Annotated in this window: 17 protein-coding genes, 1 tRNA gene and 1 pseudogene; 13 read left to right on the forward strand and 6 right to left on the reverse strand. The window is 73.9% G+C overall.

Features of this window, described 5'->3' with window-relative positions:
* The first annotated feature begins 21 nt into the window (after positions 1-21).
* From HOQ23_RS11425 to HOQ23_RS11455, 7 genes are all read left to right on the forward strand, one after another.
* Positions 22-1404, forward strand: a complete 1383-nt coding sequence (locus HOQ23_RS11425; RefSeq protein ID WP_172214722.1) for a UTP--glucose-1-phosphate uridylyltransferase — start codon at positions 22-24, stop codon at positions 1402-1404.
* A gap of 7 nt (positions 1405-1411) precedes the next feature.
* Positions 1412-2680, forward strand: coding sequence for a gephyrin-like molybdotransferase Glp (gene glp, locus HOQ23_RS11430; RefSeq protein WP_172214723.1), 1269 nt, complete (start codon positions 1412-1414; stop codon positions 2678-2680).
* A gap of 36 nt (positions 2681-2716) precedes the next feature.
* Positions 2717-3199, forward strand: a complete 483-nt coding sequence (gene moaC / locus HOQ23_RS11435) for a cyclic pyranopterin monophosphate synthase MoaC (protein WP_172214724.1) — start codon at positions 2717-2719, stop codon at positions 3197-3199.
* A complete protein-coding gene (locus HOQ23_RS11440; protein ID WP_172214725.1) occupies positions 3196-3693 on the forward strand; it encodes a molybdenum cofactor synthesis domain-containing protein in 498 nt (165 codons plus the stop codon). The genes moaC and HOQ23_RS11440 overlap by 4 nt, the downstream gene beginning before the upstream one ends.
* Positions 3690-4307, forward strand: a complete 618-nt coding sequence (locus HOQ23_RS11445) for a GNAT family N-acetyltransferase (RefSeq protein WP_216654111.1) — start codon at positions 3690-3692, stop codon at positions 4305-4307. The genes HOQ23_RS11440 and HOQ23_RS11445 overlap by 4 nt, the downstream gene beginning before the upstream one ends.
* 153 nt (positions 4308-4460) lie before the next feature.
* Positions 4461-5336, forward strand: a complete 876-nt coding sequence (locus HOQ23_RS11450) for a hypothetical protein (protein WP_172214726.1) — start codon at positions 4461-4463, stop codon at positions 5334-5336.
* A gap of 79 nt (positions 5337-5415) precedes the next feature.
* A tRNA-Ala gene (locus HOQ23_RS11455) sits at positions 5416-5488 on the forward strand.
* A 155-nt stretch (positions 5489-5643) separates the two neighbouring features.
* Here the strand turns inward: HOQ23_RS11455 and mgtA are convergent.
* Together mgtA and HOQ23_RS11465 are read right to left on the reverse strand one after the other, a co-directional pair.
* The gene (gene mgtA, locus HOQ23_RS11460) at positions 5644-8247 is read right to left on the reverse strand and encodes a magnesium-translocating P-type ATPase (RefSeq protein WP_172214727.1); all 2604 of its coding nucleotides are present in this window, start codon (positions 8245-8247) and stop codon (positions 5644-5646) included.
* 81 nt (positions 8248-8328) lie between these two features.
* Entirely contained in the window at positions 8329-8937 is a 609-nt protein-coding gene (locus tag HOQ23_RS11465; RefSeq protein ID WP_172214728.1) for a TetR/AcrR family transcriptional regulator, read from the reverse strand.
* 75 nt (positions 8938-9012) lie between these two features.
* On the opposite strand from HOQ23_RS11465, the gene HOQ23_RS11470 reads away from it, so the two are divergent.
* Positions 9013-10386 (forward strand): cytochrome P450, encoded by a 1374-nt coding sequence (locus HOQ23_RS11470; RefSeq protein WP_367650465.1) that lies wholly within the window; start codon positions 9013-9015, stop codon positions 10384-10386.
* Positions 10387-10593: 207 nt separating this feature from the next.
* The gene (locus HOQ23_RS11475; protein WP_172214729.1) at positions 10594-12723 is read left to right on the forward strand and encodes a DEAD/DEAH box helicase; all 2130 of its coding nucleotides are present in this window, start codon (positions 10594-10596) and stop codon (positions 12721-12723) included.
* A gap of 87 nt (positions 12724-12810) precedes the next feature.
* On the opposite strand, the gene HOQ23_RS11480 is transcribed toward HOQ23_RS11475, so the two are convergent.
* The 4 genes and pseudogenes from HOQ23_RS11480 to HOQ23_RS11490 all read right to left on the reverse strand — a co-directional run bounded on the left by HOQ23_RS11480 (position 12811) and on the right by HOQ23_RS11490 (position 15836).
* Positions 12811-13110 (reverse strand): hypothetical protein, encoded by a 300-nt coding sequence (locus HOQ23_RS11480; protein ID WP_253945417.1) that lies wholly within the window; start codon positions 13108-13110, stop codon positions 12811-12813.
* Positions 13111-13148: 38 nt separating this feature from the next.
* Positions 13149-13238, reverse strand: a pseudogene (locus HOQ23_RS21575) (acyltransferase); the annotation flags it as partial.
* 32 nt (positions 13239-13270) lie between these two features.
* Positions 13271-14110, reverse strand: a complete 840-nt coding sequence (locus tag HOQ23_RS11485; protein WP_216654113.1) for a tryptophan-rich sensory protein — start codon at positions 14108-14110, stop codon at positions 13271-13273.
* Positions 14111-14147: 37 nt separating this feature from the next.
* Positions 14148-15836 (reverse strand): dolichyl-phosphate-mannose--protein mannosyltransferase, encoded by a 1689-nt coding sequence (locus HOQ23_RS11490; RefSeq protein ID WP_367650466.1) that lies wholly within the window; start codon positions 15834-15836, stop codon positions 14148-14150.
* Positions 15837-15894: 58 nt separating this feature from the next.
* Here HOQ23_RS11490 and rsmI point away from each other — a divergent pair, with 58 nt between their 5' ends.
* From rsmI to HOQ23_RS21245, 4 genes are all read left to right on the forward strand, one after another.
* Positions 15895-16737, forward strand: a complete 843-nt coding sequence (rsmI, locus tag HOQ23_RS11495) for a 16S rRNA (cytidine(1402)-2'-O)-methyltransferase (RefSeq protein WP_172214731.1) — start codon at positions 15895-15897, stop codon at positions 16735-16737.
* Positions 16734-17567 carry an alpha/beta fold hydrolase gene (locus HOQ23_RS11500; protein WP_172214732.1) on the forward strand — a complete coding sequence of 278 codons (834 nt, stop codon included), beginning with the start codon at positions 16734-16736 and terminating at the stop codon, positions 17565-17567. Before rsmI ends, HOQ23_RS11500 begins: the two co-directional genes overlap by 4 nt.
* Positions 17564-18406 carry a TatD family hydrolase gene (locus HOQ23_RS11505; RefSeq protein ID WP_172214733.1) on the forward strand — a complete coding sequence of 281 codons (843 nt, stop codon included), beginning with the start codon at positions 17564-17566 and terminating at the stop codon, positions 18404-18406. Before HOQ23_RS11500 ends, HOQ23_RS11505 begins: the two co-directional genes overlap by 4 nt.
* Before the next feature lie 365 nt (positions 18407-18771).
* A complete protein-coding gene (locus HOQ23_RS21245) occupies positions 18772-19914 on the forward strand; it encodes a resuscitation-promoting factor (protein ID WP_172214734.1) in 1143 nt (380 codons plus the stop codon).
* The last annotated feature ends 48 nt before the right edge of the window (positions 19915-19962 follow it).

Genomic DNA, 19962 nt, shown 5'->3' on the forward strand with positions numbered 1-19962 from the left:
TCGCGAGCCTACGATCGGCACATGGGTAGTGCAGGCCTGAAGCAGGCGCGCGAGAAGATGGCGGCCGCCGGGGTGGACGAGGTGGCGATCGAGACCTTCGCCCACTACTACCGGCTGCTCGAGCACGGGGAGACCGGGATGATCCCGGAGTCGACGATCGAGCCGGTGGACATGGAGTCCCTGGCCGACGTCGAGGTCCCCGCGGACGTCGCCGGCGAGGCGGTGCGCCACACGGCGGTGATCAAGCTCAACGGCGGGCTCGGCACCTCCATGGGCATGGACCGCGCCAAGTCCCTGCTGTGCGTGCGCCGCGGGCTGTCGTTCCTCGACATCATCGCCCGCCAGGTGCTGAACCTGCGCAAGCAGTACGACGCGACGCTGCCGCTCATCTTCATGAACAGCTTCCGCACCTCCGCGGACACGATGGCCGCGCTGGCCCGCTACGAGGACCTCCCCGTCGAGGGCCTGCCGCTGGAGTTCCTGCAGAACAAGGAGCCCAAGCTCCTCACCAAGGACCTCACCCCGGCCAGCTGGCCCGCCGACCCCGACCTGGAGTGGTGCCCGCCCGGCCACGGCGACATCTACACCGCGCTGCGCGGCACCGGGCTGCTGGAGCGGCTGATCGAGGCCGGCTACCGCTACGTGTTCGTGTCCAACTCCGACAACCTCGGCGCCGTGCCCGACGCCCGCGTGGCCGGCTGGTTCGCCCAGAGCGGCGCGCCGTTCGCCATCGAGGCGGTACGTCGTACTCCCTCGGACCGCAAGGGCGGCCACTTCGCGCGGCGCCTCAGCGACGGGCGGATCGTGCTGCGCGAGACCGCGCAGACCCTCGACGCCGACAAGGACGCGCTCGCCGACCTCGACCGGCACCGCTTCTGCTCGACCAACAACCTGTGGTTCGACCTGCGGGCGATGCAGCAGCTCCTCGACGAGCGCTCCGGCATCCTCGGCCTGCCGATGATCCGCAACGTCAAGACCGTCGACCCGGGCGACTCCTCGAGCCCCGAGGTGGTCCAGATCGAGACTGCCATGGGCGCCGCGATCGAGGTCTTCGAGGGCTCCCAGCTGATCGAGGTGGGTCGCGACCGGTTCATCCCGGTGAAGACCACCAACGACCTGCTGGTGCTGCGCTCGGACGTCTACGACATCCGCGAGGACTTCGTGCTCGACCCGTCCGTCGAGGAGGTCCCGTTCATCGACCTCGACACCGGCTTCTACAAGCTGGTCGGCGAGTTCGACAAGCGCTTCCCCGAGGGCGCCCCCTCGCTGCGGCGCGCCAGTGCGTTCCGCGTCGACGGCGACGTCACCTTCGCCAAGGGCGTGCAGGTGGTCGGCGACGTCGAGGTGCATGCCGACTCCGCCCGTCGCATCGAGCCCGGCACGGTCCTCGCGGCCGAGAGCTGAGGCGCGGATGAGTGGACAGCACGAGCCCGCCCCGGCCTCCGGCGCCCCGGCCCCCGACCTGGTCAGCGTCGAGGAGCACCTCGACCGGGTGCTGCGCGACCTGCGCCCGCTGCCGGACCACCCGCAGCCGCTGATGGACGCGCTCGGCCTGGCCTGCGCCGAGGACGTCGTCGCGGAGGTCGCGCTGCCGTCGTTCGACAACTCCGCGATGGACGGCTACGCCGTGGTCCACCGCGACGTCGCCAGCGCCAGCGCGGACGCCCCCGTCCACCTGCCGGTGGTGGGGGAGATCGGCGCCGGCAACGCCCAGCTGCTCGCCCTCTCGCCCGGCACCGCCGCCAAGATCATGACCGGCGCCCCGGTGCCGGCCGGCGCCGACGCGGTCGTGCCCTACGAGTGGACCGACCGCGGCGTCGCCCAGGTCCGCATCGACCGCGCGCCCGCCCGCGGCCAGCACATCCGCCCGGCCGGCGAGGACGTCTCGATCGGCGACCTCGTCGTCGAGCGCGGCACCGTGCTCGGCCCGCGCCACCTCGGGCTGCTCGCCTCGCTGGGCCGCGCGAGCGTGCGATCGCGCCCGCGCCCCCGCGTCGTGGTGCTCTCGACCGGATCCGAGCTGCGCGACCCCGGCACCCCGCTGGGCCACGACTCGATCTACGACGGCAACTCCTTCCTCCTCGCCGCGGCCGCGCGCCGGGCCGGGGCGCTGGCCTACCGGGTCGGGATCGTCCCCGACGAGCCGGCGGCGTTCCTCGAGGCGCTCGAGGACCAGCTGGTGCGCGCCGACGTCGTGGTGACCTCCGGCGGGGTCTCCCAGGGCGACTTCGACGTCGTCAAGGAGGCGCTCGCGCCCACCGGCGTGTGGTTCGGCGGCGTGGCGATGCAGCCCGGCAAGCCGCAGGGCTTCGGCTTCGTCGGCGAGGACCGCACCCCGATCTTCACGCTGCCGGGCAACCCGGTCTCCTCCTACGTCTCCTTCCAGCTCTTCGTGCTCCCGGCGCTGCGCCGGCTGATGGGCATCGAGCCGTCGGTGCGCCCCACCGTCCCGGCGCGCCTGACCCGCTCGGTCGCCTCGCCGGCGGGCAAGCGGCAGTTCCTGCGCGCGGAGTACGTCGTCGAGGGCGGCGGCCCCTCGGTCGCGCCGGTCGGCGGCGCGGGCTCGCACATGATCGGCGAGCTGGCCTCGGCCAACGCCCTGATCGTGGTCCCCGAGGACACCACCTCGCTCGCCGCCGGCGAGCGGGTCGACGTGCTGCCGCTCGACACCGACCTCTGACCCCAGGCGGAGCAACCGCCGCCCCCAGGAGGACCCATGACCGACCGCCCGGCCCAGCTGACCCACGTGGACGAGACCGGCGCGGCGCGCATGGTCGACGTCTCGGCCAAGGACGTCACCGCGCGCGCGGCGACCGCCTCCGGGCGGGTGCTGGTCTCCGCGGACGTGGTGGCGCTGCTGCGCGGGGAGGGCGTGCCGAAGGGCGACGCGCTGGGGGTCGCGCGGGTCGCCGGGATCATGGCGGCCAAGCAGACGCCCGCGCTGGTCCCGCTGTGCCACCCGCTCGCGATCTCCGGGGTCACCGTCGACCTCGACGTCGAGGACGACGCCGTCGCGATCCGCGCCACCGTGCGCACCACCGACCGCACCGGCGTCGAGATGGAGGCGCTCACGGCCGTCTCGGTCGCGGCGCTCACGGTCGTCGACATGGTCAAGGCGGTCGACAAGGGCGCGGTCATCACCGACGTCCGGGTGGAGGCCAAGAGCGGCGGCCGCTCGGGCGAGTGGAGCCGGGCGTGAGCGGCGCCGGGGAGGCCCGCGGGCTTCCCGCGGCCGTCGTCGTCGCCTCCAACCGCGCCGCGGCCGGCGTCTACGAGGACGCCACCGGCCCCCTCATCCGCGACGCCCTGCGCGGCCTCGGCTTCGTCGTCGACGAGCCGGCGGTGGTGCCCGACGGCGCACCGGTCGGTACGGCGATCCGCGCGGCCGTCGACGCCGGCGCCCGGGTGGTGCTGACCACCGGCGGCACCGGCCTCACCCCGACCGACCGCACCCCCGAGGTGACCCGCGAGCTCCTGGACCGCGAGGTCCCCGGCGTCGCCGAGGCGATCCGGGCCCACGGCGTCGCCCAGGGGGTGCCCACCGCGGTGCTCTCGCGCGGCCTCGCCGGGGTCGTCGGGCAGTGCCTCGTGGTCAACCTCCCCGGCTCCCGCGGCGGGGTCAAGGACGGCCTCGCGGTGCTCGAGCCGGTGCTGGTGCACGCCGCGGAGCAGCTGGTGGGGAGCGACCATTGAGCGGCGCCCGGGTCTCCCCGTCGGCCGGCGTGGCCTGGCCGGTGCGGCTGAGCTCCGGGCCGGTGCTGCTGCGCCCGCTCTCCCTGCGTGATCGCGACGCCTGGCGCGAGGTCCGCACCCGCAACGCCGCGTGGCTGGTGCGCTGGGACGCCACCGTCCCGCCGGGCGCCGACGCGCGCCCCACGTCGTACCGCTCCCTGGTGCGGACGCTGCACCGCCAGGCCCGGCTCGGCACGACGTATCCCTTCGCGATCGAGGTCGACGACCGCTTCGTGGGGCAGGTGACGGTCAACAACGTGGTGCGCGGGTCCGCGCAGTTCGCCTCGATCGGCTACTGGCTGGACCAGGACGTCGCCGGGCGCGGGATCATGCCGCGGGCGGTGGCGATGGTGATCGACCACTGCTTCGGCCCGCTCCGGCTGCACCGCATCGAGGTCGCGATCCGCCCGGAGAACTCCAACTCGCTGCGGGTCGTGGAGAAGCTCGGGCTGCGCGAGTACGGCCTGGCGCCGCGCTACCTGCACATCGACGGGGACTGGCGCGACCACCGGCTCTACGCGATCACCCGCGAGGAGTGCCCCGGGTCGCTGCTGGACCGGCTCGACCCGGCCTAGCGGTCCGCGGCGGCCCTGGCGGGCCAGAGGCGTCCGGTGGGCGAGACGCGGGGCAAAAAGTCGGGCTCAGTCACACGAGCCCCAGAAGTAGTTTTGCGACACACCTCCCGATCTCCGGAGGTCGATGCGGATGCGCTCCTAGGCTCTTGACCCGTGAACCCGAGCGCACTCATCTTCCTCGCCCTGGCCGTGGCGTGGGCGGTCTATCTCGTCCCGAAGGCGCTCAAGCATCACGACGAGGCGGTGCGCAGCCGGTCGGTGGAGCGGTTCTCCGACACGATGCGGGTGCTGGCGCGCCGTGAGCCCGCCGCCGAGCGCGGCAGCTCGCGCACGGTCCTCACCCCGGGCCGCGCCCCCGCGGCGCCGGTCGTGCAGACCAAGCCGTCGGCGGTCGCTGCGGCTCCGGAGCCCGTCGTACTCACTCCCGCGCAGCGGCGTGCGCGCCGCGAGGCCGCGAACCGGGCGGCCGCCCGTCGCCGTCGCGTGCTGGTCGCGATCCTCGGCACCAACGCGCTCGTCATCGGGCTCGCGTCGTTCTCGGTCGTCTCCTGGTGGTGGGTCGCCGCGCCGGTCGCCCTGCTCATCGCCTGGCTGGTCGCCTGCCGGCTGATGGTGCGCCAGGAGCGAGGCCTCACCGCGCGCGTGGCACGCCCCGCGGCCCCCGTCCCGGCGGCGGCCGAGGAGGCGCCGGGCGAGGACGCCGCGCCCGGGACCGCCGGCACCGTGACCGCCCAGGAGGCGGACAGCGAGGCGCCCGGCGAGAGCACCCAGGAGATCGGCGTCCTCACGCTCGCCCCCGACGCCGAGTCGGGCCTGTGGGACCCGGTGCCGGTCACCCTCCCGACGTACGTCTCCAAGCCGGCGGCGGCCCGCCGCTCCGTGCGCACCATCGACCTCGAGGACACCGGCGTGTGGACCTCGGGCCACACCGACGCCGACAGCCAGCTCGCCCGCGAGGCGGCGGACGCCGAGCGCGCCGAGCGCGCGGCCCGCACCGAGGGCGACGACCAGCGGGCCTTCGGGTCCTGAACCGCCGCTCCCGCCCGGCCGATTGGCTGGGCCGGGGGAGCGGGTGCTAACGTTTCGCCCGCGTCAGCAACGACGCGATGGGGCTGTGGCGCAGTTGGTAGCGCGTCTCGTTCGCAATGAGAAGGTCAGGGGTTCGAATCCCCTCAGCTCCACCGAAGACACGAACGGCCGGCGAGGATCTCGCCGGCCGTTCGTGCGTGTGCGGGGGTCGCGCCAGGCCATGTCGATAGTCCGCCACACAGGTGTCGTGGATCGGGCGAAACGCGACACCTGTGTGGCGGACTATCCCGTCGGCGCCGGCCCGGCCCTACCCCGTCCGCCCCCGCCACCCGCTGTGCTCGCGCACCACCTGCCGCAGCCGGCGGCTCCGGACCCGCGCGGCCGGGGAGCCGAGGGCGCGCGGCGGGCGAGCGGCCCGTTCGGCGATCGCGCGGTAGAAGGAGTGCTTGATCGTCTCGGCGGCCACGACGTACGCCAGCGTGATCAGCAGCAGCGAGCCCAGCACCGCGGCGGGCAGCGCGCGCAGGCCGAGCACCGACGCGGCGGGGGAGTAGGGGATCGCGATCGTGACCACCGCGACGACCGCGGAGGTGATCAGCAGGCCCCGCCCCGGCCTGCTGCGGTACGCCGGACGCCGGGTGCGCAGCACCAGCAGCACGGTGAGCTCGGTCAGCGTGGAGCCGACGAACCACGCGGAGCGGAACAGCGTGGAGCCGGAGTCGAAGACCTGGAGCAGCACCGCGAAGGTCAGCAGGTCGAAGGCGGTGCTGAGCAGGCCGAAGAGCACCATGAAGTCGCGGATGAAGCCGATGTCCCAGCGCTGCGGGCGCTCGCGCTGCTCGGGGTCGACGGTGTCGGCGGCGATGGTCGTGCTGGGGATGTCGGAGAGGAAGTTCAGCAGCAGGATCTGGCGCGGCAGCAGCGGCAGGAACGGCAGGAACGCCGAGGCGATCACCATGCTGATGACGTTGCCGAAGTTCGCGCTCACGGTCGTCATCACGTACTTCAAGGTGTTGGCGAAGGTCTGGCGCCCCAGCTGCACCCCGTGCTCCAGGACCGAGAGGTCCTTGTCCATCAGCACGATCGCGGCGGCGCTCTTGGCCACGTCGACAGCGGTGTCGACCGAGATCCCGACGTCGGCGAGGTGCAGGGCACCGGCGTCGTTGATGCCGTCGCCGAGGTAGCCGACGATGGCGCCGCCGCTCCGTAGCGCGCGGATGATCCGCTCCTTCTGCGAGGGGTCCACCTCCGCGAACACCTGGGTCTCGCGCGCCCGGGCGACCAGCTCGTCCTCGTCCAGCGACTCGATCGCGGAGCCGGTCAGCAGCCCGGTGGGGTCCAGGCCGACCTCGCCGGCGACGTGCGCGGCCACCCGCCGGTTGTCCCCGGTGATCATGCGTACGCCGATCCCCGCCGCCGCCAGCTCGCCGAGGACCCGGGAGGCGTCCTGCTTCGGCGGGTCGGCGAGCACCAGGAAGCCCGCGAACTCCAGGTCCCGCTCGTCCTCCACCGTGACCGTGTCGACACCGGGCAGCTCGCGCCGCGCGAGGGCCAGCACCCGGAAGCCGGCGTCGCTGAGCTCGCGGAACCGCGCGTCCAGCTCCTCGCGCGGCGTACCGGCGGCGCAGACGCCGACCACCGAGTCGTAGGCGCCCTTGCACACCAGTCGGCGCCCGTCGGGTCCCTCGACCAGCACGCTCAGCCGCTTGCGGGTGAAGTCGTAGGCCACCTCGTCGACCGCGGCGTACGACGGGTCCGGGGCGCGGGTCGCGAGGATCGCGGTGTCGATCGGGTTGGCGTACCCGCCCTGCAGCCCCGCGTTGAGCGCCGCGAGGGCGAGCACCTCGTCGCTCTCGGCGCCGCTCGGGTCCAGGGCGCCCCGCAGCTGGACGGTGCCCTCGGTGAGGGTGCCGGTCTTGTCGGTGCACAGCACGTCCATCGCGCCGAAGTCCTCGATGGCGTCCAGACGCCGCACGATCACCTGCTTCGCCGCCATCCGGCGGGCACCGGTGGCCAGGCTGACGGAGATGATCGCCGGCAGCATCTGCGGGGTCAGGCCGACGGCGAGCGCCAAGGAGAACAGGAGCGACTCCGCGAACGGCCGTTCCAGGGTCAGGTTGAGGGCCAGGATCACCAGCGCGAGCACGAAGGTCACGCGCGCCAGCAGCAGCCCGAAGCTGCGGACCCCGCGCTCGAACCCGGTCGCGGGCGCCGACTCCTCCAGACGACCGGAGAGCCGGCCGAGCTCGGTCTGTGCGCCGGTCGCCACCACGACGGCGAGGCCGCGCCCGCTGACCACGTGGGAGCCGAGGTAGAGCACGTCGTGGCGCCCGGCCAGCGCGGTCTCCGCGGGCACCGGCGCGGGCTGCTTGTGCTGGGGGAAGGTCTCGCCGGTCAGCGCCGCCTGGTCCACCTGCAGGGCGTCGGCGCTGACCAGCCGACAGTCCCCGGGGACGACGTCGCCGGCCTTGAGCACGACCAGGTCGCCGGGCACCACCTCCTCGAGCGCCACCTCGGCCGGGGCACCGTCGCGGCGCAGGTCGGCGTGGACCTGGACCAGCGCGAGCAGCCGCTGCATCTCCACCGAGGCGCGGTGCTCCTGGTAGAAGCCGAGCAGGCCGCTCAACGCGACGATGGTGAGGATGATCGCCGCGTCGGTCACGTCGCGCAGCACCAGCGAGACCAGGCTGGCGAAGACGAGGATCAGGATCACCGGATCGGCGAACTGCTGGGCGAGCGAGACCACCCAGCTGCGGTGCCGCGCCGGCGCCAGCCGGTTCGGCCCGGTGGTGTCCAGGCGTCGCGCCGCCTCGTCCGCGGAGAGGCCGGCCTCGTCCACCTCCAGGGCGCGCAGCACCGACTCGGCGGGCTCCGCCCAGAAGGTGTCGAGGTCGCGCGTCTGCGGACTCATTCCCCCGAGGGTGGGTCGGTCCTCACGCGTCGTCCACGGGCGAAGTGCCCGGGTCGCCCGGGTCTCCCGGGCCGGGGGGTGCTACTCCGGCGGCGAGGCGCCGGACAGCAGCGCCAGCGCCGCGCTGGCGGCGGCGTCGCCGAGCTGGCGCACGTCCTCGCCGTCCTCGACGGCGCGGGCGACCAGCTCGCGCAGGCCGCCGATGAGCACCAGTGCCAGCGGGGCACGGTCGGCCACCAGGTCACCGGCGCCGGCCTCCTCGGCCACCCGGGCGATCAGGTCGGCGAAGGCGTCGTTGGCCAGCCGGGTGAGCTCGCGCCCCGCGGAGCCGAGCGCGGGGACCTCGCGGATCCAGGCCAGGGTCAGGCCCGGGTCGGCGGCGACCTCCTCGATCCAGGCGGCGACCGCCTGGGTGACCTGCTCGGGCAGCGGCAGCTCGGGGTCGATGGCGGCCTCGACGCTGGCGACGGTCTGGGTGTTGCGGTCCTGGAGCAGCGCGACCAGGCAGGCGTCGCGGTCGGCGAAGTGCTGGTAGAAGGTGCGGCGCGAGGTGCGGGCCCGGCGCACGACCTCGGAGACGGTGACCTCGGCGAAGGGGTTGTCGCGCAGGGCCTCGGCCATGGCGGCCAGCAGCCGCGCGCGGTGCTCGCCGACGGCGGCGGTGGCCTGTGCGGGGTCAGCTGGGGTCATCGGGACTCCTTGCCGGTGTCGGGTCCTCGTCGTACCGTAGTTGGTACGACGACGTACCGGAGTGGGAGGCTGCTCGTGGGAACGACACTGGCACAGACGCGGCCGGGTCTGCACGCGGTGCGCCCGGCACTGCGGTGGGGGCTGAACCACGCGCTGCCCCGCGGCGCGATGACCCTCGCGGCCCGCGGCGGTGACCTGCACTCCCGGCTGGTGGTGGGGATCGGCCCGGACGGGGAGGACTTCTGGCGCCTCGCCGAGGAGGTACGACGTGCCGGACCGCTGCCCCGCAGCCGCTTCGCACACGTGACCGCCTCGCACGCGGTGGTGCGCGAGGTGCTCGCCAGCCCGGACTTCCGCGCCGGCGTCGCGGTCGGCCCCGGCGGGCCGCTCGGCCGGCTCGCCGCGTGGGCGCAGGCCGACGCGCCGATGGGCCCGCTCTCACCGCCGTCGCTGCTGGTCAGCGAGCCGCCCGACCACACCCGCTACCGCCGGCTGGTGACCCGCGTCTTCTCGGTCCGCGCCGTGCAGGACCTCACCGAGCGCACCCGCGAGATCGCCGAGCGCCTCGCCGACGACCTGGAGCGGCGCAGCCGCACCGAGCCGACCCTCGACCTGGTCCCGGCGTACTGCGCGCTGCTGCCGGTCACGGTGATCGCGGAGATCCTCGGGGTCCCCGCGCACGAGCGCGACGTCGTCCTGCGCCTCGGCAGCGCCGCCGCGCCCAGCCTCGACCTGGGCCTGTCCTGGTCGCGCTTCCGTGCGGTCGAGGCGGCGCTGCGCGACTTCGAGCGCTGGCTGACCCACCACCTCGAGCAGGTACGCCGCGCGCCCGGCGAGGACCTCCTGAGCCAGCTGGTGGCCGCGCAGCACGACGACGGCAGCGGCGGGCTCACCGACGCCGAGCTGCGCTCCACCGCCGGGCTGGTGCTGGCCGCCGGCTTCGAGACCACCGTCAACCTGCTCGGCAACGGCGTGGCGCTGCTGGGCGCCCACCCCGAGCAGCGGGCACTGCTGGCCGAGGAGCCCGAGCGATGGCCCGACGCGGTCGACGAGGTGCTGCGCCTCGACCCGCCGGTGCTGCTGACCGGCCGGGTCGCCACCCGCGACACCGTCGTCGCCGGCGTACCGGTGCCGGGCGGCTCCGTGGTGGCCGCCCTGCTGGCTGCCGCCAACCGCGACCCGGAGGTCTTCGCCGACCCGGCACGCTTCGACGTGACCCGGTCCAGCGCGCGCGACCACGTCTCGTTCTCCTCGGGGCGGCACTACTGCCTCGGCGCGGCGCTGGCGCGGATGGAGGGCCACGTCGGACTGGAGACGCTGCACCGGCGCTTCCCCGCGCTGGCCGTGGAGGCGGGGGGCCGGAGGCGTCCCACGCGCATCCTGCGCGGCTATGACGTGCTTCGGGTATCTCCGCGAGCCGGTTGTGTCCCCGGGGCGCCTGCGCGCTAGCATCGGTGCCAAGCACCATCTCCCGGGTCTCGCCGTCCGGTCCGCGTCTGTCGGATCCACGCGCACGGCCCCCGGGGAACCGCATCACGACCGCCGGGCGATCGACCCGATACTCCGTCGTATGGCACGGACGAGGGGCACGGCGTGGACCGCGTGCGGGGTGCCGCACGCCCCGACCGGGGCGGAAGGCAGTCCAGAGGAGGACCCTTGGCCCGAGGAGGCCAGCGCCAGGCCGGCGCTACCCGCACCGCACCCCGCGCCCGTCGTCGTCAGCGCGAGCTCGACAACGAGGGGCTGATCCCCGTGCTGGCGCGTGCCGTGCGCGAGGTCGAGACCGGGGTGCAGCGCAAGGCGGTGCGCCCCTCGACCCGCACGAAGTTCCAGGTGGTCGCGCTGCTGGTGCGCGAGGAGCGCACCCGGGTCAAGAACGACGCCGACCTCAGCGAGGGCCGCCGGGCCGAGGAGCTCAAGCGCCTCGACGGCATCGGCACGATCCTCGCCAAGACCGCCGCGCGCGACCCCTCCCTGCTGGCGCTGCTCGCCGAGGACGCCAAGGTCACCGAGGAGGCCCGCGAGCTGCGCCGCGAGATGGTGCTGGCCGCCGGCCTCGAGCCCGTCGTCGAGGAGGAGCCCGAGCCCGAGGCGGTCGTCTCGCCGTTCGCGCACCCCGAGCGCCAGGTCGTCCCGCAGTCGGTGATCGCCCGCAAGCTCGCGAACCCGTTCCTCGCCCCCGACTTCTCCTTCGCCGCGCGCAACGGCCACCCGCGCCGCCTCGCCGGGTGGGAGCTGCTGGGCCCGCTGTTCCGCTCCTTCGAGCAGGCCGGCGCCAGCGCCTGCATGCCGCTGCCCGAGGAGAGCGCCGTACGCGCCCCGCAGGGCCTGGAGCTGATGCCGCACCAGGCCCGTGTGGTCGCCGCTGCCGCCGCCGGGCACCGCTCCTTCCTGCTCGCCGACGAGCCGGGCCTGGGCAAGACCGCCCAGGCGCTGATGGCCGCCCACGCGGCCGACGCCTACCCGCTGCTGGTCGTCGTGCCCAACGTCGTGAAGACCAACTGGGCCCGCGAGGCGCACCTGTGGACGCCGGGGCGCACCGTCACCGTCATCCACGGCGACGGCCACGACGTCGACGGCTTCGCCGACATCATGGTGATCAACTACGAGATCCTCGAGCGCCACGTCGGCTGGCTGAGCGACTTCGGGTTCCGCGGCATGGTCGTGGACGAGGCGCACTTCATCAAGAACAAGTCCTCCCAGCGCTCCCAGCACGTGCTGCACATCGCCGACCAGATGCGCGAGCGGATCGCCGCGCCGCTGATGATGGCGCTCACCGGTACGCCGCTGATCAACGACATCGAGGACTTCCGCGCGATCTGGCAGTTCCTCGGCTGGATCGACGACGTCAAGCCGCTCGGCGCGCTGATGGAGGCGCTCGAGGACACCGGCCTGACCCCGGCCGACCCGGCGTTCTACCCCGCCGCGCGTGGCTGCGTGGTCAACATGGGCATCGTGCGCCGTCGCAAGATCGACGTCGCCAAGGACATCCCGGCCCGCCGGGTCGCCGACCTGCCGGTCGAGCTCGACGACGAGGCCGGTCGCTCGATCCGCGCCTCGGAGCGCGAGCTGGCCCGCCGCCTGGTGGAGCGCTACCTCTCGGCGCTCGAGGTCCGGGGGCAGTCCTACGACGGCATCGACGAGGAGCTGGTACGCCGCGTCGCGACGTGGGAGCGCGAGGACACCGCGTCCACCAAGGACGGCGAGAACGTCTTCAGCATGATGCGCCGCATCGGCCAGGCGAAGGCCGGCCTCGCCGCCGACTACGCCGCCCAGCTGGCGCGCAGCGTCGGCAAGGTCGTCTTCTTCGCCAAGCACGTCGACGTCATGGACGCCGCCGAGGAGACCTTCGCCCGCCGCGGGCTGAAGTACTCCTCGATCCGCGGCGACCAGACCCCGAGGGCGCGCCAGAAGGCGATCGACGCGTTCGTCGAGGACCCCGAGGTCGCGATCGTCGTCTGCTCGCTCAGCGCCGCCGGCGTCGGGCTCAACCTGCAGGTGGCCTCCAACCTGGTGCTCGCGGAGCTGTCGTGGACCGACGCCGAGCAGACCCAGGCGATCGACCGGATCCACCGGATCGGTCAGGAGGAGCCGGTCACGGCGTGGCGGATCATCGCCGCGCAGACGATCGACACCCGGATCGCCGAGCTCATCGACAGCAAGGCCGGCCTGGCCGCGCGTGCCCTCGACGGGTCCGACGAGGAGATCGGCGGCTCCGCCGACGTCCAGCTCGAGGCGCTCGTCAGCCTGCTCACCGACGCCCTCCGGGAGCGCTTCGGACGCTGACCGGCCGGTGACCCCCCGGGGTTCCTCGGCACCCTTCGCCGACTCGGCCCACCGCACGCGCCGAGTCGGCGAGATGCGGGGGCGTGGTCAGCGGGGGGCGATGAGGCCGGGGCCGAAGACGAAGCGGTCGACCTCGAAGCGCAGGGCGACGCGGGCGGGGTTGGGGCGCGGGGCGCGGTAACGGGCGGTGTAGCACTCGATCGCGCGGGCCACGGAGTGCTCGTCGTCGCAGACGGTGGCGGTGCCCTCCAGCGTCGACCAGCGGGGGCCGTCCACGGAGCACGCCGCGACCGGGGCGTCCGGGCCGGCGGCACGCACGTGGGCGACCTTGTGCGAGCCCGCGCTGGTGATCGCCCAGGCGCACTTCTGCTCCAGGTCCAGCGCCACCCCCCCACCGGTACGACGTGCGGCCGGCCGTCCGGGCGCACCGTCGTGAGCGTGCAGATGTGGTACTCGCTCCAGAAGTCGAGCAGCGGTGCGGGGATCGAGTCCCAGCCGGGACGGAAGGTCGTCATCGCGTCATTATCCGGTCGTCGTGGTGAACGGGTCAGTGCGGGGCCGCCGCGGTGTCGGGGCGGCGCACCCGCCGGCCTCCACCGCCGCGCTGCGCCGGTACGACGGGGAGCGCCGCGGTGGCCGCGAGCAGCACCACCGCGCACGCGCCGGCCGCGATCGCCGTGGGCAGCGACTCGGGGGTCTCCGCGGTCCGGCCGACCGCCACCCACGCCAGGCCCCAGGCGCTGGCCAGCGCGACCGCCCACCGGGCGCCGTAGCGCCAGGCGAACAGCACCTCGAGGGTGGTCAGCAGCGCCAGCAGCGCGATGGTGCCGACCACCGCGACGGTGTCCTCGGAGGAGACGTCGATGCGCGAGTCGCCGACGGCCGCGGCGGTGTTGGCGCAGGTCGCGACCGCCACCCAGCCCAGGTAGAGCCCGAACGTCGCGTCCACGGCCAGCCGGTCCACCCAGCCCTCGGCGCGGTGCCGGGCCAGGCGGCGTACCAGCTCGACCAGGACCGCGAGCAGCACGACGATCACCACCACGCTGAGCCACACCAGGTCGGCCTGGGTGACCAGCAGCCAGGTCGCGTTCAGCACCATCGACGCCGCGGCCAGCCACCCGGTCGCCCGCGCGCGGGGGTTCGTCGCGTTGCCCGGCAGCAGCTGCCAGATGGTGTACGCCGCCAGCCCGACGTAGATCACCGACCAGATCGAGAAGGCCGTCCCCGCAGGCGCCACCAGCGTCGCGTCGGCCGACAGCGCACCGCCGGCCGTCTCGGCGACCGGGGTGCCGATCACCCCGGTGCCGACGAGGGTGCCGACGACGCAGAAGACCTCGGCGAGGACGACGACGAGCTGGCGGACGCGGTCGGTGCGGGTGGGGCCCATGGGCGGCAGTACCCGCAGCCGCCCAGATCCAGCGGGCTCAGATCCAGCGCTCGAACCAGATCCGGGCCAACCACTCGCCGTGCGTGAGCAGGCCGTTGGTGAACAGCGGCCAGAACCAGGCGAAGTTCAAGACCGCCAGCACCACGAACGCCCCCGACACGATCACCCCGGTCGTACGCCGGGCGCTGGGGACGCGTGAGGGGCCGATGAGCCTGCCCATGGCCAGGGTCAGCGCCAGCACGACGAACGGCAGCGTCATCACCGCGTAGAACAAGAAGATCGGCCGGTCGTCGTAGAGCATCCACGGCAGCCAGGTCGAGGCGGTGCCGACCACGGCGACGCCGAAGCGCCAGTCCCGCATGCCGACCCAGGCGAGCACGGAGAACAGCAGCGCGAGGAGGCCGCCCCACCAGATCACCGGGGTGCCGATCAGCAGCACCTGGCGCAGGCAGTCGCTGTCCGGGGCCGCGTCGCAGCCGCGGGTGCCCGGCTCGATCCCGGTGTCGGCGGAGACGCCGACCGGGCGGTTCAGCATCAACCAGCCCAGCGGCTTGGAGGCATAGGTGTGCTCGGCGTCGTTGAGGAAGTGGGTGTGGAAGGTGTAGACGTCGCGGTGGTAGTGCCACAGCGAGCGCAGCGACTGCGTGACCTCGCCGAGCCCGTCGGCGTCCGGCTCCTCGGCGGTCGGCCAGGTGGCGTCGCCCTCCGAGACCGCCCGGTCGCCCTCCATGTGGCTGTAGCGGGTGTACTGCGTGGAGGAGAGGTGCTCCTCGTACTCGTCGGCGTGCACCAGCCACCCGGTCCAGGTCGCGGTGTAGACGACGCCGGCGAGCACCACGAGGTAGCCGAAGGCCGGCAGCCCGTCGGTCAGCGCCGCGCGCAGCACCGGACGCCGTACGCCGAGGGCCCGGCGCGCGCCCGCGCTCCACAGCCAGCACAGCAGGCCGAACGCGGCCAGCGGGTACAGCGCCGTCCACTTGGTGCCGATCGCCAGGCCCCACGCCACGCCGCCGGCGAGCAGCCAGGGGCGCCACAGCATCGCCCGCACCGGGCCCCAGCCGCTGGTGACCTGGTCGGGGACCAGCGCCGCGAGCCGGGCGCGGGACCAGTCGCGGTCGTTGACGATGCAGGCGACGCCGCACAGCGTGAACAGCGCGAGGAAGATGTCGAGCAGCGCGAGCCGGGAGAGCACGAAGTGCAGCCCGTCGAGGCTGAGCAGCAGCCCGGCCACGCAGCCGAGCAGCGTGGAGCCGGTCATCCGCCGCACCAGGCGGCACATCACCAGCACCATCAGCGCGCCGGCCACCGCCGCGGAGACCCGCCAGCCGAACGGGTTCATCCCGAAGGCCCACTCGCCGAGCGCGATCAGCCACTTGCCGACGTCGGGGTGCACGATCATCGACGGGTCGTCGGTCCACAGCCCGGTCGTGGTGCCGTCGAGGATCTTCTCGTCGGCGTCGTCGACGTAGGTGCGCACGTAGCCGTTGTTGAGCAGCGACCACGCGTCCTTGGCGTAGTAGGTCTCGTCGAAGGCGAACTCGCGCGGCGTGCCCAGGTGCCACAGCCGCAGCACCAGGGCGAGCAGCGCGACCCCCAGCGGGCCCACCCAGCCCATCAGCGGGTCGCTGGCACCGATCCGGCCGCGCAGGCGGACCCGGGCCGAGGGACGCGCCTCGACGGGGACCCGGGGCGGTCCGGCCGCGGGGGCCGGGCGGGTGGACGTCACGGGCACGAACAATACGGGCGCTCGGGGCCGGCCGGCGGGTGCTGACATGATCGTGGCCATGACTGGCGTGCTCGTCCTGGCCGCGACTCCGATCGGGCAGGTGGGCGACGCCCCGCCCCGCCTGGTCCAGGAGCTGACGACGGCGGACGTGATCGCCGCCGAGGACACCCGCCGCTTCAAGCGGCTCACCACCGACCTCGGCGTCACCGTCACCGCGCGGGTGGTGTCCTACTTCGAGGGCAACGAGTCCGCCCGCACCCCGGTGCTGCTCGAGGCCCTGCTGGCCGGTGAGCGGGTGCTGCTGGTGACCGACGCCGGGATGCCCAGCGTGTCCGACCCCGGCTACCGCCTGGTCGCGGCGGCCGTCGAGCACGACGTACGCGTCACCGCGGTGCCGGGGCCCTCCGCCGTCCTCACCGCGCTCGCGGTGAGCGGGCTGCCGGTCGACCGGTTCTGCTTCGAGGGGTTCCTGCCGCGCAAGGCCGGCGAGCGCGCCCGCCGTCTCGCCGGGCTGGCCCGCGAGGAGCGCACGATGGTCTTCTTCGAGGCGCCGCACCGCACGGAGGCGGCCCTGGCGGCGATGGCGGAGGCGTTCGGGGAGGACCGCGCCGGCGCGGTGTGCCGCGAGCTGACCAAGACCCACGAGGAGGTACGCCGGGGTCCGCTCGGCGACCTGGTGACCTGGGCCGCCGACGGGGTACGGGGAGAGGTGACCGTGGTGGTCTCCGGGGCCGACCCCGCGAGCACGATCGGGACCGATCCCGAGAGCCTGCGCGCCGCGGTCGCCGAGCGCGAGGAGGACGGCATGACCCGCAAGGAGTCGATCGCGGAGGTCGCGAAGGTGGCTGGCGTGCCCAAGCGCGAGGTCTACGACCTGGTGCACCGGGGGAGCGGGTCATGAGCGAGCGGCTGACCTCCTTCGAGCGCGACGGGCTGGTCTTCGACGTCCGCGACGCGGGGCCGCTCGACGGCGAGCCGGTGGTGCTGCTGCACGGCTTTCCCGAGCGCGGCAGCTGCTGGCGCAAGGTGGAGCCGCTGCTGGCCGAGCACGGGCTGCGCACCTACGCCCCCGACCAGCGCGGCTACTCCTCGGGTGCGCGCCCCACGGGGCGCCGCGCCTACCGCACCGGCGAGCTCGTCGCCGACGTCGCGGCGCTCATCGACCGCATCGGCGGCCCGGTGCACCTGGTCGGCCACGACTGGGGCGCCGCCGTGGGCTGGGGCCTGACGATGACCCGCCCCGAGCTGGTACGCACCTGGACCGCGATCTCGGTGCCGCACACCGGTGCGTTCACGTCCTCGATGCTGACCTCCACCCAGGGCCTGCACTCCACCTACATGGGGTTCTTCCAGCTGCCGGTGGTGCCCGAGCTGCTCGCTTCCCGCGGGCTCTTCGAGCCCTGGCTGCGCCGCTCGGGGATGGACGCCGAGGACCTCGAGCTGTTCCGCACCGACGTCCTGGAGGACGGCGCGCTGCCCGGCGGGCTGGCCTGGTACCGCGCGCTGCCGTTCTCCCTGGGCGGCGCCAACGGGCGCAAGGTCACCGTGCCGACCACGATGGTGTGGAGCGACGGGGACGTCGCGATCACCCGGGCGCCGGTCGAGGCGACGTCGGCGTGGGTCGACGCGCCGTACGAGCTGGTGGTGCTGGAGGGGGTCTCGCACTGGATCCCCACCCACGCCCCGCGGGCCCTGGCCGACGCGGTGCTGGCCCGGACCGGGGCGGCATGACCCAGCAGCGTCCGCCCGTGCCCGAGCCGCTCCCGCACCCGGTCGTCGACAACCACTGCCACCTCGACATCGCCCGCGGCGAGGAGCCGGTGACCCCGGCCCCCGAGGCGCTCGCCGCCGCCGCGGCGGTGGGCGTGACCCGCATCGTGCAGATCGGCTGCGACCTCCCCGGCGCCCGCTGGGCGGTCGAGGCGGCCGCGACGTACGCCCCGATCGTCGCCGGCGTCGCGCTGCACCCCAACGAGGCGCCCCGGCTGGCGGCGACCCCCGGCGGGCTGGACGCGGCGATGGCCGAGATCGAGGAGCTCGCCGCGGCGCACCCGAGGGTGCGCGCAGTGGGGGAGACCGGTCTGGACCACTTCCGCACCGGCGAGGACGGCCGCGCCGCGCAGGTCGAGTCCTTCCGGCGCCACATCGACCTGGCCAAGCGCCTGGACAAGACCCTGGTCATCCACGACCGCGACGCCCACCAGGAGGTGCTGGCGGTGCTGGAGGAGGAGGGGGCCCCGCCGCGCTGGGTGATGCACTGCTTCTCCGGCGACGCCGACTTCGCGCGGGCCTGCGTGGACCGCGGCGCGTACCTCTCCTTCGCGGGCACGGTCACCTTCCGCAACGCCCAGCCGCTGCGCGACGCGCTGGCCGTGACGCCGCAGGACCGGGTGCTGGTCGAGACCGACGCGCCGTACCTGACCCCGCACCCGCACCGCGGCGCGACGAACGCCTCCTACCTGGTTCCCCTCACGATGCGGGTGATGGCCGAGGTGCGCGGCGAGGACCTCGGCGAGCTCTGCGCGGCCGTCGACGCCAACACCGAACGGGCCTTCGGCGGCGCCTGGTAGCCGTCCGCGAGACGGGCGGGAAGCGCGCCCGGGACCTGCACTCCGAGGGTCCGTCGAGGGTGCTCGCGGCCACGAGACCCTGCTCACGCCGGCACAAGATGTGGGACGAGGGTTTGCAATCGGCCCCGGATCTTGTTCCAGTAGACGACTTGTAGGCCGGGATCGGGTCGATCAGACCAGTGCACCGCGGCCGCCGAGCGCCCCCATCGCGGCCCGGCAGCCGTCCCGAGAACGAAGGTCGGCACTGGCGAGCACCACCTCGCACACCCCGTGTGCGTCCCGCGTGCACCACCGTGTGCACGCACTGACACCCGAGGCCCGGACAGCACGACGTATGGAGAATCGTGGCTTCCACGCAGCCCACAATGCGCGCCCGTCTGGGCCGCATCACCCGTAGCCGAGCGCTCCTGGGGATCCTGGCGACGGTCGTCGTCCTGGCGGTCGCCGGCACCACGCTCGGCTACAGCGCCCTGACCACGACGGTGACCCTGTCGCTCGACGGGGAGTCCCGCGAGGTCCGCGCCATGGGCGACACGGTCGGCGACGTCCTCGAGTCCGAGGGCGTCGAGGTCGGCAAGCACGACCTGGTCGCGCCCGGTGTGCACGAGGAGGTCACCGACGGCACCAAGATCTCGGTGCGCTTCGGCCGCCCGCTCGAGGTGACCGTCGACGGCGAGACCCAGACCTACTGGGTGACCTCGACGGCCGTCGAGGACGCCCTGGGCGAGATCGGCCGGCCCTTCGCCGCCGCCCGCATCTCCACCAGCCGCGGCGCACTGATCGGCCGCGACGGCCTCGAGATCGCCGTCGTCACGCCCAAGGTGCTCACCTTCTCCCTCGCCGGTCGCAAGCCGGTGAAGAAGAAGGTCACCGCCCTCACCGTCCGTGAGGCGCTGGACACCATGGACGTCAAGGTCGACAAGCTCGACATCGTCAAGCCCGGCCTGAAGACCAAGGTCGAGGACGGCGACACGATCGTCCTGACCGACATCCGCAAGGACACCCGCCGCGTCGAGGGCGAGTCGATCGGGTTCACCACCGAGGAGCGCGACGACGCCTCGATCTACGAGGGCGAGGAGAAGGTCGGGCGCGAGGGCCGCGCGGGCAGCCGCGACGTCGTCTACCGCCTCACCTACCGCAACGGCGAGGTCGTGGACCGCAAGGTCGTGAAGCAGACCGTCACCGCCAAGCCGGTCTCGCGCATCGTGCTGGTCGGCACCAAGGAGAAGCCGGCCCCCGCGCCGGCCCCCGCGGCCGACTACAGCGGCGGCGACACCGTCTGGGACCGCCTCGCGCAGTGCGAGTCGGGCGGCAACTGGGCCACCAACACCGGAAACGGCTACTACGGCGGCCTGCAGTTCAGCGCCGGCACCTGGGCCTCCGTCGGCGGCACCGGCCTGCCGCACCAGCACAGCCGCGAGGAGCAGATCAAGCGCGGCCAGATCCTGCAGTCGCGCGCCGGCTGGGGCCAGTGGCCGCACTGCTCCTCCCAGCTCGGCCTGCGCTGAGCCCCCACGACGAGGTCGCCTCGACTGCGGGAACCGGGCCCACGCTGA

The organism is Nocardioides sp. zg-DK7169, assembly GCF_013155365.1.
In the GTDB taxonomy this organism is placed as follows: Bacteria; Actinomycetota; Actinomycetes; order Propionibacteriales; family Nocardioidaceae; genus Nocardioides.

Bases quoted from the DNA above. Each gene is read 5' to 3' on its own strand.
- glp (WP_172214723.1), top strand. From the start codon at position 1,412: ATGAGTGGACAGCACGAGCCCGCCCCGGCCTCCGGCGCCCCGGCCCCC.
- HOQ23_RS11485 (WP_216654113.1), bottom strand. From the start codon at position 14,110: ATGGGCCCCACCCGCACCGACCGCGTCCGCCAGCTCGTCGTCGTCCTC.
- HOQ23_RS11505 (WP_172214733.1), top strand. From the start codon at position 17,564: ATGACCCAGCAGCGTCCGCCCGTGCCCGAGCCGCTCCCGCACCCGGTC.
- HOQ23_RS11425 (WP_172214722.1), top strand. From the start codon at position 22: ATGGGTAGTGCAGGCCTGAAGCAGGCGCGCGAGAAGATGGCGGCCGCC.
- HOQ23_RS11465 (WP_172214728.1), bottom strand. From the start codon at position 8,937: ATGACCCCAGCTGACCCCGCACAGGCCACCGCCGCCGTCGGCGAGCAC.
- rsmI (WP_172214731.1), top strand. From the start codon at position 15,895: ATGACTGGCGTGCTCGTCCTGGCCGCGACTCCGATCGGGCAGGTGGGC.
- HOQ23_RS11500 (WP_172214732.1), top strand. From the start codon at position 16,734: ATGAGCGAGCGGCTGACCTCCTTCGAGCGCGACGGGCTGGTCTTCGAC.
- HOQ23_RS21245 (WP_172214734.1), top strand. From the start codon at position 18,772: ATGCGCGCCCGTCTGGGCCGCATCACCCGTAGCCGAGCGCTCCTGGGG.
- moaC (WP_172214724.1), top strand. From the start codon at position 2,717: ATGACCGACCGCCCGGCCCAGCTGACCCACGTGGACGAGACCGGCGCG.
- mgtA (WP_172214727.1), bottom strand. From the start codon at position 8,247: ATGAGTCCGCAGACGCGCGACCTCGACACCTTCTGGGCGGAGCCCGCC.